The following is a 14,283-nucleotide window of genomic DNA, read 5'->3' as shown; positions in this document are numbered from 1 at the left end:
TCATGTCGTCGAAAGGCTTACGCTTTCGGAGAGGTCCTGATCTTAGCGGGCGCTCAGGCCTGAAAGAATGAGACGCAAACCCAGGCCGCCCATGACGGCACCGGCGGCCCGGTCGATCCAGCCCTTGGCGGCAAGATAGAGACGCCGCGGATGGCGGGCCGAAAAGGCGAAGGCCACGATCGAATACCACCCGGCCTCCACGGCAACGACGCCGAGCGGCAGCGCGACGATGAGATCGAGCGGCACCGTCCTCGGCAGGAGTGCCGCAAAGAGGCTGGCATAGACGATGATGGTTTTCGGGTTGCTGATCTGGGTCAGCAGCGCAGTCATGAAGCTCAATCTCAGCGCGCGGTTGCCGTTGACGGCGTCAGAGACTTCGAGCGGCTGACCGGCGCTCCTCCAGATATTGACCGCGATATAGACGAGATAGGCGCCGCCTGCGACCTTCAGCAGGACATAGAGCCATTCGAACTGAGACAGCAGCGCCGTCAGCCCGGCAAGCGCCAGCACGGCAAAAACGACACCGCCGGCGCCCATGCCGAGTGCGGCCGCAAGGCCATCCAGCCTTGAACGCGAGATAGCGATCCTGGAGACGACGACGAAGCTCGGGCCGGGGCTCATCGCGCCGACGGCCAAGGCTGCCATGATGCTGATGAAAATGCCGGCAGAAGACATCGGAAACCTCTCTCTTGGATTGAACGAGCGCCAGGGGCATTGCGGCTGCATCCGCGCGCTTGCCAATGGTCGTCCATCCCGTTTACCAGCTATGCCAGCGGCGGTCACGCGTGATTGAAGGCTGCAGATCGGATCAATGGTCTTTGAGGCAACATCGTCTTCTGCAGAAAGCGGCATCCGCTTTCCGGGGCCGGGGCAACCGTCAGAACTTGTCTGCCACCTGAATGCCGGCCGGACCGAGAATGACGGCGATCAGCACCGGCAGGAAGAACAGGATCATCGGCACCGTCAGTTTCGGCGGCAGCGCGGCCGCCTTCTTTTCCGCCTCGTTCATACGCTCGTCGCGTCCTTCCTGGGCGAGAACGCGCAACGCCTGCGCGACCGGCGTGCCGTAGCGATCGGCCTGGATCAGCGCCTGAGTTACCGAACGCACCAACTCGATCTGGGTGCGCGTGGCAAGATTTTCGAGCGCCGCGCGGCGATCCGGCAGGAAGGAGAGTTCGGCCGTGGTCAGCACCATCTCCTCGGCGAGCGCCGGCGACTGTTCGCCGAGTTCTTCCGACACACGGCGCATCGCGGCCTCGATCGAGATACCGGACTCGACGCAGATCAGCATCAGATCCAGCGCATCCGGCCAGGCACGCTTGATCGAGTGCTGGCGCTTGCCCATGCGGTTGGAGATATAGATGTTCGGTGCGTAGAAGCCGAGATAACCGACGCCGATGACGGCGAAGAGGCGGATCGGCGTGCCCTTTTCGGCGAGATTGCCGAGGCCGAAGACCCAGAAGGCAGCTAGCGCCAGGAAAAGGAAAGGCAGCAGGAAACGCGCCACCAGGAAGGTATTCAGCGCATTCTCCGAACGGAAACCGGCGGCACGCAGCTTGTTGACCGTGTTTTCGTCGACCAGCGCCTTGCGCAGGTTGAAGCGCTCGACGATCTGACGGACCGAGCGGTTATTCTGGCTCCTGAGCGAGGCCTTGCCGGCGCCGGTTTCCGTGTTCATGCGGGCGCGTTCGCGGGCACGGATCTGCTCGCGCTCTGTGGAAACAGCCTTCATGCGCTTGTTCAGATCGCCGCGCTCGAAGAAGGGAACGGCAATCGTGTAAAAAGTGGCGAAGACGGCGATCGCGACGAGAAGGGCAATCAGCATGCTCGGATTGGTCAGCGTTGCGGCAAGATCCTGCGACATGGTGCTTCCTTCCTGCTAGATGTCAAAATTGACCATGTTGCGCATGACGAAGATGCCGATCGACATCCAGATTGCCGAGACACCCATAATGAAATGACCGCGCGGATCGGTGAAAAGGATCATCATGTAATTCGGCGACGTCATGTAGACGAGGGTCGCGACGATGAAGGGCAGAGCCCCGATGATGACGGCCGACGCCTTGGCTTCCATCGAGAGCGCCTGGACCTTGGCCTTCATCTTCCTGCGCTCGCGCAGCACCTTGGAGAGGTTGCCGATCGCTTCCGACAGATTGCCGCCGGCCTGCGACTGGATGGCGATGACGATGGCGAAGAAGTTGACTTCCTGGAGCGGCATGTGGATCGTCATGCGGGCGCAGGCGTCGGGAATGCTGAGGCCTACCTGCTGAGCCTCGATCACCCGCAGGAACTCGCTCTTGACAGGTTCGGTGCCTTCGGTCGCGATAAGGCGGATCGCATCGTTGAGCGGCAGGCCTGATTTGATCGAGCGCGTGATGACGTCAAGCGCATTGGGGAACTCGTTCAAAAATTTGGTCTGGCGGCGTTTGATCAGGAAGCCGACGACCCAACGCGGCAGACCGAGACCGGCAACGACAGCGATACCGACCATGACCATCAACGATGCGCCGACGACCAAAGCGACAAGCAGCAGCACGGAGGCGAAGACGGCGCTGATGAGATAGAATTTCGCCGCTGTGATCGTCAGGCCGGCCTGCACCAGCCGCGATTTCATCGACACGCTCTTCTTGGTCTTTTCGTGCTGGCGCTTTTCCAGATCCTTCAGATTGTCCTGCACGGATTTACGGCGCTTCGACAGCTCTTGCACCCGGTCACGGGCGGCCTTGACCTTGACCCGGTCGCTTTCGGCCGATTTGACGCGATTGATGCGGCTTGCCGATTTCTTGTCGGCCTCGATCTTCGAAAACAACAGGGCATAGGCGACCGCCGCCGCGGAGACGGCGGCGAGGACGACGATTGCCAGCACTATCGGATCGAACCCGAACATCTCGCCTATTCCTTCGTTTTCGCTTCCATCGCGTCGAGGGCGGCGGCAAGACGTTTTTCCTCGTTGAAGTAGCGGGCGCGATCCCAGAAATGCGGCTTGCCGACGCCGGTCGACATGTGCCGGCCGATCAGGCGGCCATTCGCATCCTCGCCATCGATCTCGTAGCGCATCAGATCCTGGGTGATGATGACGTCGCCTTCCATGCCGATCACCTCGGTGATCTGGGTGATGCGGCGCGAACCATCGCGAAGGCGTGCCGCCTGAATAACGACGTCGACCGAGCTGGAAATGATCTCACGCACCGTCTTTGCCGGCAGGGTAAAGCCGCCCATGGCAATCATCGATTCGATACGGCTCAGGCATTCGCGCGGCGTATTGGCGTGGATGGTGCCCATCGAGCCGTCGTGACCGGTGTTCATCGCCTGCAGCAGGTCGAAGACTTCCGGTCCGCGCACTTCGCCGACGATGATGCGCTCGGGACGCATACGCAGGCAATTCTTGACCAGATCGCGCATGGTGATCTCGCCCTCACCTTCGATATTCGGCGGGCGCGTTTCGAGACGGACGACATGCGGCTGCTGCAGCTGCAGTTCGGCGGTATCCTCGCAGGTGATGACGCGTTCGTCCCTGTCGATATAGTTGGTGAGGCAGTTCAGAAGCGTCGTCTTGCCGGAGCCGGTGCCGCCTGAAATGACGACATTGCAGCGCACGCGCCCGATGATCTGCAGCACGGTTGCGCCTTCCGGCGTGATCGCGCCGAAACGGACGAGCTGATCGAGCGTCAGCTTGTCCTTCTTGAACTTGCGGATGGTGAGCGCCGGCCCGTCGATCGACAGCGGCGGCGCGATGACGTTGACGCGCGAACCGTCCGGCAGACGGGCGTCGCAGATCGGGCTCGATTCGTCGACGCGGCGGCCGACCTGGCTGACGATGCGCTGGCAGATCGAGAGAAGCTGTGCATTGTCGCGGAAGCGAATCTCGGATTCGATCGTCTTGCCGCCGACTTCGATGAAAGTCTGGCCGGCGCCGTTGACCATGATGTCGGCGATGTCGTCGCGCGCCAGCAACGGCTCCAGCGGGCCGTAGCCGAGGACGTCGTTGCAGATATCCTCGAGCAGTTCTTCCTGCTCGGAGATCGACATCGCAAAGTTCTTGATGGTGATGATGTCGTTGACGATGTCGCGGATTTCCTCGCGCGCGCTTTCGCCGTCGAGCTTGGAGAGCTGCGAGAGATCGATCGTGTCGATCAGCGCGGAAAAGACCTGCGCCTTGGTGTCGTAATATTCATCGGTGCGGGCCGGGCGCTTGCGCTGCGGCGTCTGCATCGGCGGTGGCGTCACCTGCTGGCGTGCGGACTCGCGCGAGGGTTCGACCAGAATGGAGGGGGAAGAGGCCGCAGGGGCGGCGGCCGGAGCCGGCGGCGGAGGAGCAATCGCCCCTCCCACCTTTCCGGAACCTTCGTTTCCGCGTTTTCCAAACATGCCACTCGATCCAATCTGCTCGTTCTAGAGCATTTCCCGATCTCTCCGAGTCAAGAAAATGCTCTATCTTTTTGTTTTCACGCAATTCCGGACGCAAAACCGCTGCACACTTTTGCTGGAATTGCTCATCGTCTACTTGCGCTTCAGGAGGCCCAGCAGGCCGCCTTTCTTCGCCTTCTTGATCGCGACCCGGCCGGTGACGATGTGCGATATCTGCGAAAAGGTTTCCGCCGTCGGCGACTTCGGGTCGACTTCGGAAATCATCCGGCCGCTATTGGCGGCGTTGCCGAAGAGATTGATGTCGAAGGGGATGATCGCGATCGGATCGATCTCCAGCGGCTCACAGAAATCCGACGGTGAAATCTCCGGCCGTTTCGGCATGCCGACCTGATTGAGGATGAGATGCGGCGGCCTGTCGTTCGGCCGCATCTTGCGCAGCGCGTCCAGCATGTTCTTGGCGTTGCGCAGATTGGCGAGATCGGGAACCGCTGCGATGACCACCTCGTCGACGCTCGACAGCACCGAGCGCGTCCATTCCGACCATGCATGCGGAACATCGAGCACGGTGACGGGCGCGCTGCGCTGCAGGACATCGAGCACCGGCTGGAAGGCCTGGCCGTCGAAATCATAGGCACGGTCGAGCAGCGAGGGTGCGGCCAGCAGCGACAGATGCTCGGAGCATTTCGTCAGCAGGCGGTCGAGGAAGACTTCGTCGAGACGATCGGGTGCGAAGACCGCTTCGGCGATGCCCTGGGCCGGATCCTGATCGAAGTCGATGTTGGCCGTGCCAAAGGGCAGGTCGAGATCGGCGAGGATCGTCTCGGTGGAGAAGAGATTGGAAATGCCGAAGGCGCAATTATGCGCGATGGTCGAGGCACCGGTGCCGCCCTTCGAGCCGATGAAGGCGATGCTGCGGCCGAGCGGCTCGGCGTCCGGATCGACAAAGATCGAGGCCATCGCCGTAAGGATATCGGGCATGGCGACGGGCTGGACCATATATTCGGAAATGCCGTTGCGGATAAGCTCGCGATAAAGCCCGATATCGTTGTAATAGCCGATAATGACGACCTTGGTCGTCGGATCGCAGACGGCGGCGAGCGGCGCGAGTTCGCCGAGCAGATTCGCGGCATTCGCCTTGGTCTCAAGGATGATGAGGTTCGGCGTCGGGGCGCCGGAAAACATATTGGCGGCAGCGGCGATGCCGCCGCTGGTGATGCGCATGCTGACCTTCGCGACGCGCCGATCATTGGCGCAGCGTTCCATGACTTGTTGCAGGGCCTCGCTCTCGCAGAAAGCATGGACGGAGATGCGCGGCAGCGGCCGCATGCTTTCCAGATCCGCCATGCGCACCGCCTCCTCGGCGTTGCGAAGCTCGCTGGGATTCCTGATTTCGTATTCGATCGCGCTCATCGTTCCGTTCCGCCTCAGAATCCGCTGTCGCCAGCATCTTCGATCGTCGTCGTTGTTGTCCGGTATTCCTGGATCGCATTGTTGCGCCGCTGCGCATCGATCGGAGTCATACCGCGGGGCGCCACCAGATCTTCCGGATTGGCGATCTGGGCGGCAAGGTTGTTCTGCGAGGCGCAGCCGAAATTATAGTAGTTCTGGTTGGTCAAATCGTTCGATATGTCCTTTGGCCACTGACCGCATTGCGTGGTGACCGCGGTGGTGCCGGTAAAGCTCAGCCGGATGGGCGCCGCATCACCGGGACCGACGGCGGCATAGGAGGTGTTGACGATTTTCGAGCTTGCAATCCCCCTCGATGTCAGCTCGGCACGAACCTGATTGCGCAGCTGATAGGCGGCCGCCGAATTGGGCGAGCCTTGTGGCGACAGCACGTAAACCGGGCCCGAGGCGCGCGAGATATAGTTTGCGGCAAAGCCGCGGATGAGATCGCGCTGGGCGATGGTCAGGCGGCGATCGGTGGAGGCAACAGGTATATCCACCGTCTGCTCCGCTTCCGTCACGATGATCGGGTGGCGGGCACGGTAATCGTCCGGAATGCCGCCGGTCGTCAGTTGGTCATGCGGGCCGGCGCATCCGGAAAGTATCGCCACCGACATGGCGACCGTGGCAAAAAGCGCCTTCGAGTTTCCGAGGCGGGGTGTCGTCGCATTCATATGGGCCATCGCCTGATCTCTGTTTTCTGCCATCGCTGCCGCTCGCGCCCCGCTCATTTGTAAATGAACCCGATCGAGCCGTGGAACTGCGCATCGGCAACGGGCGCCTCGCGGCGGCCATAGACCTTGTTGACACGGTTGAGGAAGAAGGTTGCACCGTCGTTCTCAGGGCTGAAATTGTCGTCCGGCCGGTTGAGCTGGTTGCGCGCCACCGGGCGCACCAGATAGGGCGTTGCGATGATGACGAGTTCGGTTTCCTGACGCTCGAACCCCTTCTGGCGGAAGAGGGTCCCTAGCAGCGGGATCTTCGAAACGCCGGGCGTGCCGCCCATCGTCTGGGAAACATTGTCGCGGATAAGGCCGGCGAGCGCGATCGAACCGCCCGAAGGCAGCTCCACCGAGGTCTCCGCCGAGCGGCGCTGATAGGTGGCGTTGCCGCTGCCGGCCACCGGTTCGGAGACATTGGTTTTGATCTGCAGGCTGATGCGTCCCGATGACAGCACGACCGGTTTGAAGGCGAGGTTGATACCGTAGTTGAACGGGACGACGGTGACGTTGCCGTCGTTGTCGGTCGTCGAATAAAGCTGCTGGCCACCGGAATTGAAGGTCGCGGCCTGACCCGATATCGCCGTCAGCGTCGGTTCGGCGAGCGTCTTGACGACCTTGGCCTGTTCCAGCGCATTGAGGTAGGTCGAAATGTCGTATTTGCCGATCGAGCTCTTGAAGAGCGCCGCCAAGCCGCCGCCGACCGTCGATGCCGCGCTGTCGGCGTTCGGACTGCCGAGTTGGGCGACCGTCATGCCGGAGGAATTGGAAACCAGATTGTCGAAACCGAGCTGCTTCAGCACCTCGCGGCGAACCTCGGCGATCGTCACCTTGAGGGTGACCTGGTCCTCGCCCTCGATCTGGAGAAGGTTGACGACCTGCGAGCTCTGGCGACCTTCGGCAAAGAGCGCCACCGAGCTGTCGCCGCCGGTGCCGGATGCCGTTTCGGTTCTGGTCGTCGCTTCGCCGCCCTTGAGGAATACCTGCGCCAGATCGGCCGCCTGTGTGGCATCCTGCGGCGTGCGCACCGTGCCGGTCAGCACGATGTTGTCGGAGACGATTTCGACGTTGATGTTGGAGTCGCGAATGAAGCGGCGGAGATTGACTTCGAGGCCGGAGACGTCGCGCTCGATCTCGATGTCGAGATTGACGATCTCCTGTCCACCGGCGCCGAAGACGAAGATATTCGTCTGGCCGACCTTCTTGCCGAACAGGTAGATGCGCCGCGAGGTGCGGGTCACGGCATCGGCCATGGTCGGATCGGAGACGAGGATATCATGCGCATCCTCCGGCAGATCGACGACGACGGCCTTGTTGAGCCCGAGCTTCAGCCGACGATGGGCATTGGAGCCGGTCTGCGAGATCCGGACCAGGCTATCGGAATCGGCGCGCGCCTCGCCTGCCCCGAAAAGCGGGGCGAAAGATGCCGGCACTATACCGGAGAGGCCGATTGCCAGAGAAAGACAGCCTATCAGGAGAGGTCCGGCGCGCCGCGTTGAATTTCCCATTTGCACGTCCCTTACTCCGCCTTCGGCGCGGCGCCGGCATCCGTGACGATGGCGCCCGATTTGATGACCTGGATGATCGCACTGCCGTTGTCGCCGCTCAGCAGATAGTCTGCGGCGCTGGTATCCTGCTCCTGCGCATCGGCGACCGAGCGCAGCGCGAGCGACAGCCGGTCCGCCATCTGCTGGGCGACGGCAAGAACCTTCGTTTGGTCGGGCGTGAGCTCGAGCGTCGCGGTCGTGCCGACCACCGACTTCGAGCCATCGTCCTTTTCCTGGATCTGTTGGTCGATGGCGAGGACGCGGACATTGCTCAGCACGGTTTCGGTGATGAGCTTGTCGGCCTCAGCGCCCTTGCGGACCATGATCACGTCGACGCGATCGTTCGGCAGGATGAAACCGCCCGCACCCGTTGCCACCGATATCTCGGTCGCGACGGCGCGCTTGCCGGCCGGCAACAGCGAGGAGAGGATGCGGCTGCTGGAATCGGCGATCTTTTCCGGCCGGATCGGTTCACCTTCGAAGATCGGCAGACGCACAACGGCGCCCTGCAGATCCTTGATCGCATCCGGCTTGTCGGCTTCCGTGATGAGGCCGGGAACGACGCCGCCCTGCGGCCAGGCCATCCAATGCACCGACTGGTCGTCCAGCCTTGCGCCGACCGACAGATTGCCACTCGAGACGAGAACGTTGACGGTCGGTTCCTTCTCGACAACCGAGCGGACCTGGGTAACGACACCGCCACTGCCCGCCATGCGCATTGCCAGGAGGCCGGCAAGGCCGGCTGCCACCACGGCGACAGCTAGGATTATAAGGCGGGCCGGTTTCATCGATCATTCCTCGGGGCACGATATGTTCGCCCTGTAGAATGCTCAGCAATTGGTATAATTATGGTTAATGGAATGCTTAGATTTTAAGTTAACGGGCATTTAAAATGCCGTTATTTCAGGCTTTCCAGCGCGGCGAGGAACAGCGGCGAAGAAGGAAAAGCCATGAAGCCGCCGATCGCAATCGCGATGCCGTAGGGGATCTTCTTGGCAAGCAGAACCGAGTTCGGTACTGGCAGGCCGATGGCGAGGATGGTATTGGACTGCGTTCTCACCAGCAGGATGAGCAAGGTGATGAGACCGCCGATCGCGGCGACATCGGTCATCAGGAAAAGCAAGGATTCATTCAGACCGAACCAGAGCGCGGTGGCGCTCAACAGCTTGGCATCGCCGCCGCCCATCACATTGAAGGCGAAAAGTGCAAAGCAGGCGGTGAAGACGATGGCGGCGCCGGCAAGATGCATGCCGATCATTTCCAGCCCCAAGCCGGAGAACGGCGCGAGGACGAGGAAAGAGGCGATCAGGATCACGGGAATGCGGTTCGGGATCGTCATGGTGAACAGATCCGAGAACGCCGCCATGGCGAGGCAGAGTGGCAGTATCACGAAGACTGCGGCTGCGATCATGCCTATACCCGATCGTAACGAGATGCGAAAAGGCTCACAGCCGTTTAGCCTGTGAGCCCGCTCAATAGCTCGGCCGGAGCAAATCCAGCCGGCATTATCCAGACGCCGTTTGGCGGTGTCTGACTCAGTTGCCGGCCGTGCTTTCGGCCGAGGTGACAGACGTATTCATCTTGTTGCTCAAGCCGTTGAATGTGTCGCCGATCTTGCCGCCGAGGGTCGTGGCGCCGGTGATGAGCGCTACGGAAATGAGAGCAGCGATCAGGCCGTATTCGATTGCGGTCGCGCCGGATTCGTCCTTCAGAAAACGGCTAAAAAGCTTGGTCATGGTAACTCCTAACTCCAGTTGATGTTCAGCACGTCCGCCAACTGTTTGCCGTTGATCGGATGACTGCAACCTAGCGAATGGCCGTTTCCATCGGCTTAAGGAAAAGAGTTAACGATATGTGAACGAGACAACATGCCCCTATAGAGTCAGTATCTTCTTACGCGCTTCGCTCAATATTTAACGATATTCCTGGAATAACCGCTGCATTCATCCGGAAATAGCACATATTCTGCTTCCAACCGGGGGGTGCGCCGTCCTAGAGCCGTACCAAATCGGATCATTACGCTTCATCCCGGAACAGAGTGGTGAGCTTAAGGCTTCGTTCACCATTTTTTTCCATTCTATGCGGATATTGCGCTGTGATCGTGAAAGAGGACCCAATGTCATCGAGCGGCAAAACCATTTTCTTTGCCGGCATGATCGCCGTTTTCGGTATTTCGGGAGTGGCCGCGGCCGCAGACGATGACATGCTGCGCGTCTATATGGATCACGCGCGCGTCTTGAAGCTCGACCGCCCCGTCAGCAAGGTGATTGTCGGCAATGCCGCAGTCGCCGATGCGACGGTCGCCGACGCCAAGACCATCGTGCTCACGGGACGCAGCTTCGGCACCACCAATCTGGTCCTCCTCGATGCCGACGGCAACGCGATCCTCGACGAACGCATCCTGGTGTCGATCGACGAGGGCAATACGGTGCGCGTCTACCGGCAGACCCAGCGCTCCGTGCTATCCTGCACGCCGAACTGCGAGCAGCATGCGCAGCAAGCGACCGCCGGCTCACCCTGAAGCTCTCTTTTCAACTTCCTCGACCATTCGTTAAAATCGTCGTGTCAGGTTGAAACGGAAAATCAACGAACGGACCTTAGTCTGACGACTGGAAAATGTCGCTCGGATCCAGGCAATGACGGTAATTGATCAGAAGACGGATAAGGGGCGCGCTTTTGCGCCGTTCCGTTTCTTACGGTTTCGCGCTCTCGCCCGCTCACGCGAGGGTGCTGCGGCGATCGAATTCGCGCTGCTCGCCATTCCCTATTTCCTGGTGATTTTCGCAATCCTCGAAACTTTCGTCGCCTTCGCCGCCGAGGAACTCGTCTCCAATGCCGTCGATACGATGAGCCGCCGGATGCGAACCGGGCAGATTACCTATAATCTCGGCCGCACGACCGATATGAACCAGGCGCAATTCCGCCAGGCTTTCTGCGATGAGGTTTCGATCTTGATCCGCTGCTCGGCGACCGAAGTCGCCACGCCGAGCAAGCTCTATCTGGATGTGCAGACGTTCAGCACCTTCTCGGCCATTCCAACGACGATCCCTAAGCTCTCCACCGACAAATATGCCGACATCAATACGGCGGCCTTCAAATATGCGCCAGGCGGCGCCGGCACGATCAACATGCTGCGCGCTTACTATCGCTGGGAAATCACCGCGGATCTGGTCCGGCCTTACATCACCACGATACGTCCCTCCGACGCTTCGATGCCGAGGCAATATCTGATCGTCGGGACCGCGGCCTTCCAGAACGAGCAGTATCCATAATGGCGTTGCGCAACCCGTTCACCAGATTGGTCCTGACGGTGCGGCGGCTGGCCCGCGACCGCAAGGGCGCCGGCGCGATCGAATTCGCGATCCTCTTTCCCGTGCTCGTCATGCTCTATATCGGCGCTTTCGAGATCACGGTCGGCCTCAGCGTCAGCAAGCGCGTGACACGCGCCGCAGGAACGGTGGCCGACCTCGTCACGCAGCAGCAATCCGTCACGAAGAGCGCGCTCGCGCAGATGCCGTCGGTCGCAACGGCGATCTTCCTGCCCTACAACTCCACGTCGCTGACGCTGAAGATCACCGGGATCACCATCGATGCCGGTGCCAATGCGAAGGTGCTCTGGTCCTGGGCGAAGGACGGTACGGTGCCCTATGCCAAGAACACCACGGTGAGCAACGTGCCAGCGGATATGAAGACGGCGAACAGTTTCCTGGTCCGTACCGAGCTCAGCATCCCCTATACGATGTTCCTGTTCGCCCCGAACTTTATGCCTGACGGCATGCGCACGATCACCATCAGCCGCAGTTATTTCTACCGCCAGCGGCAAGGCGACTCGATCCCCTGCGGCGACTGCTGACGGCCGCCTCCTACTCTTCTCGAATTTGCCAAGCCGGCCGCAGCATTATATGGCTGGATCTCAGCCGCCTCCGACATTCCAGAGGCCGGCGATCGGCTCTCTCGGGTGTAAAATGGCGCGTGCCTTTCTTTTTGTTCTGGATTCTTTCGGCGTTGGCGGAGCGCCGGATGCGGCGGCCTATGGCGACGAGGGCGCCGATACGCTTGGCCATATCGCCGAATTCTGCGCGGCCGGAGCCGCAGACCGCGCCGGATTGCGCGAAGGGCCGCTTTCCCTGCCCAACATGTCGGAGCTCGGGCTGATGCACATCGCGCGGTCCGCCTCCGGCCGGTTTCCGGCCGGTATGCCCGTCCCGGAAAAGGTCTACGGCATTTATGGCGCTGCCACCGAAATTTCCCGCGGCAAGGATACGCCGTCGGGCCATTGGGAGATCGCGGGAACACCTGTCAGTTTCGATTGGGGTTATTTCCCGATAGAGGGCGACGCCTTTCCCCAGGAATTCATCGAGGCGCTGTGCAGGGAGGCTGACGTGCCAGGCATCCTCGGCAACTGCCATGCCTCGGGAACGGAGATCATCGCCCGGCTCGGCGAGGACCATATCCGCACCGGCAAGCCGATCTGCTACACCTCCTCGGATTCCGTCTTCCAGGTCGCGGCGCATGAGGTACATTTCGGCCTCGATCGTCTGCTCGCCTTCTGCCGTTTGGCCCGGAGGCTGCTCGATTCCTACAATATCGGCCGTGTCATCGCCCGGCCCTTTATCGGCCAGTCCGCCACTACTTTCCAGCGCACAGGAAACCGGCGCGACTTCTCCGTGCTGCCGCCGGAGCCGACGCTGCTCGACCGGCTGATCGAGCACGGCCGGCATGTGCATGCTGTGGGAAAGATCGGCGACATCTTCGCACATCAGGGCATTTCCCGGGTCATCAAGGCGAATGGCAACGAGGCGCTGATGGATGCGTCGCTCTCGGCGATCGACGCGGCTGAGGACGGCGATCTCGTTTTCACCAATTTCGTCGATTTCGACATGATCTACGGCCATCGCCGCGATGTGCCGGGTTATGCCGCAGCACTCGAAGCCTTCGATGCGCGCTTGCCCGAAGTCCACAAGAAACTGAAGCCCGGCGATCTCGTCGTGCTCACCGCCGATCACGGCTGCGATCCGACCTGGCGCGGCACGGACCATACGCGCGAGCGCGTGCCCGTCATCGCCTATGGCCCCGGCATCCGGTCGCGTTCGATCGGCGTGCGCCGCAGCTATGCCGATATCGGCGAGAGCATCGCCCGGCATCTCGACATCCCGGCCGGATCGCACGGAAGGAGTTTTCTGTGACATCGCATTTGAAGAAGGTCGAACTGCACTGCCATCTGGAGGGTGCGGCACCTCCGGCTCTGACCGCTGCGCAGGCACGGAAATATGGCGTCGACATCAGCGCTGAGCTTCGCGACGGAGCCTATGTCTGGCATGATTTCGCAAGCTTCCTCGAATGTTACGACAAGGTTTCCGAGGTCTACAAAACCGAAGAGGACTATGCGCTTCTGACCGAAACCTATCTCGACGAACTCGCCGGCGTCGATACGATCTACAGCGAGCTCATCGTTTCGCCCGACCACGGCAAGCGCATCGGGCTAGGCGCCGATGCCTATATATCCGGTATCTGCGAAGGCATCCGGCGAGCCAAAAAAAAGAGCGGCATCGAGGCCCGGCTGATCGTCACCGGCGAGCGGCATTTCGGTCCGGAGAGCGTGATTGGTGCTGCCGAATATGCGGCAAAGGCCGGCAATCCTCTGATTACCGGCTTCAACCTTGCCGGCGAGGAGCGCATGGGCCGTGTGGCCGACTATGCCCGCGCCTTCGATATCGCCCGCGACGCCGGCCTCGGGCTCACCATCCATGCCGGCGAGGTCTGCGGCGCCTTCAGCGTCGCCGACGCGCTCGATGCGGTGCGCCCCTCGCGTATCGGCCACGGGGTGCGCGCCGTCGAGGATGTCGATCTGGTGACGCGGCTTGCCGATCTCGGCACCGTGCTCGAGATCTGCCCGGGCTCGAATATCGCGCTCGGGGTCTTTCCCGATTTCGCGTCTCATCCGCTGCGCCGTCTGAAGGACGCAGGCGTGCGGGTGACCATCAGCTCGGATGATCCGCCCTTCTTTCATACCTCGCTCAAGCGGGAATACGAACTTGCGGCCGGGACCTTCGGCTTCAGCGATGCCGAGATCGATGCCATGACGCGCACGGCGATCGAAGCCGCCTTCGTCGACGATGAGACACGCAGGGCCCTGCTCGCTCGAATCTGAGGGTTAGAGGCTGGGGAAGATCGACGCAAATTGGCCGCCACTCTTGCGGTCG

15 protein-coding genes are annotated in these 14,283 nt (G+C 61.2%); 5 read left to right on the top strand and 10 right to left on the bottom strand.

The window, feature by feature from the left end:
• Nucleotides 1-42: 42 nt before the first annotated feature.
• From HX898_RS08430 to HX898_RS08385, 10 genes are all read right to left on the bottom strand, one after another.
• On the bottom strand, nucleotides 43-675 hold the full coding sequence (locus tag HX898_RS08430) for a LysE family translocator (protein ID WP_180194426.1): 633 nt from the start codon (nucleotides 673-675) through the stop codon (nucleotides 43-45).
• Nucleotides 676-877: 202 nt separating this feature from the next.
• The gene (locus tag HX898_RS08425; RefSeq protein WP_138332153.1) at nucleotides 878-1,864 is read right to left on the bottom strand and encodes a type II secretion system F family protein; all 987 of its coding nucleotides are present in this window, start codon (nucleotides 1,862-1,864) and stop codon (nucleotides 878-880) included.
• A gap of 15 nt (nucleotides 1,865-1,879) precedes the next feature.
• Nucleotides 1,880-2,887, bottom strand: a complete 1,008-nt coding sequence (locus HX898_RS08420; RefSeq protein ID WP_138332152.1) for a type II secretion system F family protein — start codon at nucleotides 2,885-2,887, stop codon at nucleotides 1,880-1,882.
• Nucleotides 2,888-2,892: 5 nt separating this feature from the next.
• Nucleotides 2,893-4,368 (bottom strand): CpaF family protein, encoded by a 1,476-nt coding sequence (locus HX898_RS08415; RefSeq protein WP_012759732.1) that lies wholly within the window; start codon nucleotides 4,366-4,368, stop codon nucleotides 2,893-2,895.
• A 132-nt stretch (nucleotides 4,369-4,500) separates the two neighbouring features.
• Nucleotides 4,501-5,778, bottom strand: coding sequence for a CpaE family protein (locus HX898_RS08410; RefSeq protein ID WP_138332151.1), 1,278 nt, complete (start codon nucleotides 5,776-5,778; stop codon nucleotides 4,501-4,503).
• 14 nt (nucleotides 5,779-5,792) lie between these two features.
• Nucleotides 5,793-6,545 carry a CpaD family pilus assembly protein gene (locus HX898_RS08405; RefSeq protein WP_138388463.1) on the bottom strand — a complete coding sequence of 251 codons (753 nt, stop codon included), beginning with the start codon at nucleotides 6,543-6,545 and terminating at the stop codon, nucleotides 5,793-5,795.
• Complete coding sequence (locus HX898_RS08400) at nucleotides 6,542-8,041, bottom strand: type II and III secretion system protein family protein (RefSeq protein ID WP_138332149.1); 1,500 nt, start codon at nucleotides 8,039-8,041, stop codon at nucleotides 6,542-6,544. Before HX898_RS08400 ends, HX898_RS08405 begins: the two co-directional genes overlap by 4 nt.
• Nucleotides 8,042-8,052: 11 nt before the next feature.
• A complete protein-coding gene (cpaB, locus tag HX898_RS08395; RefSeq protein WP_138332148.1) occupies nucleotides 8,053-8,868 on the bottom strand; it encodes a Flp pilus assembly protein CpaB in 816 nt (271 codons plus the stop codon).
• Between the two features lie 110 nt (nucleotides 8,869-8,978).
• Nucleotides 8,979-9,491 (bottom strand): prepilin peptidase, encoded by a 513-nt coding sequence (locus tag HX898_RS08390; RefSeq protein WP_138332147.1) that lies wholly within the window; start codon nucleotides 9,489-9,491, stop codon nucleotides 8,979-8,981.
• 124 nt (nucleotides 9,492-9,615) lie between these two features.
• The gene (locus HX898_RS08385) at nucleotides 9,616-9,816 is read right to left on the bottom strand and encodes a Flp family type IVb pilin (RefSeq protein ID WP_138332146.1); all 201 of its coding nucleotides are present in this window, start codon (nucleotides 9,814-9,816) and stop codon (nucleotides 9,616-9,618) included.
• A 380-nt stretch (nucleotides 9,817-10,196) separates the two neighbouring features.
• On the opposite strand from HX898_RS08385, the gene HX898_RS08380 reads away from it, so the two are divergent.
• From HX898_RS08380 to HX898_RS08360, 5 genes are all read left to right on the top strand, one after another.
• Complete coding sequence (locus HX898_RS08380; protein WP_138332145.1) at nucleotides 10,197-10,601, top strand: pilus assembly protein N-terminal domain-containing protein; 405 nt, start codon at nucleotides 10,197-10,199, stop codon at nucleotides 10,599-10,601.
• 115 nt (nucleotides 10,602-10,716) lie between these two features.
• The gene (locus tag HX898_RS08375) at nucleotides 10,717-11,352 is read left to right on the top strand and encodes a TadE/TadG family type IV pilus assembly protein (RefSeq protein WP_138332144.1); all 636 of its coding nucleotides are present in this window, start codon (nucleotides 10,717-10,719) and stop codon (nucleotides 11,350-11,352) included.
• Nucleotides 11,352-11,933 (top strand): TadE/TadG family type IV pilus assembly protein, encoded by a 582-nt coding sequence (locus HX898_RS08370; protein WP_180194425.1) that lies wholly within the window; start codon nucleotides 11,352-11,354, stop codon nucleotides 11,931-11,933. Before HX898_RS08375 ends, HX898_RS08370 begins: the two co-directional genes overlap by 1 nt.
• A gap of 112 nt (nucleotides 11,934-12,045) precedes the next feature.
• Nucleotides 12,046-13,266 carry a phosphopentomutase gene (locus tag HX898_RS08365; protein WP_180194424.1) on the top strand — a complete coding sequence of 407 codons (1,221 nt, stop codon included), beginning with the start codon at nucleotides 12,046-12,048 and terminating at the stop codon, nucleotides 13,264-13,266.
• A complete protein-coding gene (locus HX898_RS08360) occupies nucleotides 13,263-14,231 on the top strand; it encodes an adenosine deaminase (RefSeq protein WP_180194423.1) in 969 nt (322 codons plus the stop codon). The genes HX898_RS08365 and HX898_RS08360 overlap by 4 nt, the downstream gene beginning before the upstream one ends.
• Nucleotides 14,232-14,283: the final 52 nt, after the last annotated feature.

Source organism: Rhizobium sp. WYCCWR 11128, from assembly GCF_013416305.1.
Lineage (GTDB): Bacteria > Pseudomonadota > Alphaproteobacteria > Rhizobiales > Rhizobiaceae > Rhizobium > Rhizobium indicum.
The sequence above is the reverse complement of the archived record's forward strand: the minus strand, read 5'-3'. Positions and strand labels throughout refer to the sequence as shown.

Excerpts from the sequence above, each read along its gene's own strand:
- HX898_RS08375 (WP_138332144.1), top strand. The coding sequence starts at position 10,717 with ATGACGGTAATTGATCAGAAGACGGATAAGGGGCGCGCTTTTGCGCCG.
- HX898_RS08370 (WP_180194425.1), top strand. The coding sequence starts at position 11,352 with ATGGCGTTGCGCAACCCGTTCACCAGATTGGTCCTGACGGTGCGGCGG.
- HX898_RS08425 (WP_138332153.1), bottom strand. The coding sequence starts at position 1,864 with ATGTCGCAGGATCTTGCCGCAACGCTGACCAATCCGAGCATGCTGATT.
- HX898_RS08400 (WP_138332149.1), bottom strand. The coding sequence starts at position 8,041 with ATGGGAAATTCAACGCGGCGCGCCGGACCTCTCCTGATAGGCTGTCTT.
- HX898_RS08410 (WP_138332151.1), bottom strand. The coding sequence starts at position 5,778 with ATGAGCGCGATCGAATACGAAATCAGGAATCCCAGCGAGCTTCGCAAC.
- HX898_RS08380 (WP_138332145.1), top strand. The coding sequence starts at position 10,197 with ATGTCATCGAGCGGCAAAACCATTTTCTTTGCCGGCATGATCGCCGTT.
- HX898_RS08415 (WP_012759732.1), bottom strand. The coding sequence starts at position 4,368 with ATGTTTGGAAAACGCGGAAACGAAGGTTCCGGAAAGGTGGGAGGGGCG.
- HX898_RS08430 (WP_180194426.1), bottom strand. The coding sequence starts at position 675 with ATGTCTTCTGCCGGCATTTTCATCAGCATCATGGCAGCCTTGGCCGTC.
- cpaB (WP_138332148.1), bottom strand. The coding sequence starts at position 8,868 with ATGAAACCGGCCCGCCTTATAATCCTAGCTGTCGCCGTGGTGGCAGCC.
- HX898_RS08385 (WP_138332146.1), bottom strand. The coding sequence starts at position 9,816 with ATGACCAAGCTTTTTAGCCGTTTTCTGAAGGACGAATCCGGCGCGACC.
- HX898_RS08365 (WP_180194424.1), top strand. The coding sequence starts at position 12,046 with ATGGCGCGTGCCTTTCTTTTTGTTCTGGATTCTTTCGGCGTTGGCGGA.
- HX898_RS08405 (WP_138388463.1), bottom strand. The coding sequence starts at position 6,545 with ATGAGCGGGGCGCGAGCGGCAGCGATGGCAGAAAACAGAGATCAGGCG.
- HX898_RS08390 (WP_138332147.1), bottom strand. The coding sequence starts at position 9,491 with ATGATCGCAGCCGCAGTCTTCGTGATACTGCCACTCTGCCTCGCCATG.
- HX898_RS08420 (WP_138332152.1), bottom strand. The coding sequence starts at position 2,887 with ATGTTCGGGTTCGATCCGATAGTGCTGGCAATCGTCGTCCTCGCCGCC.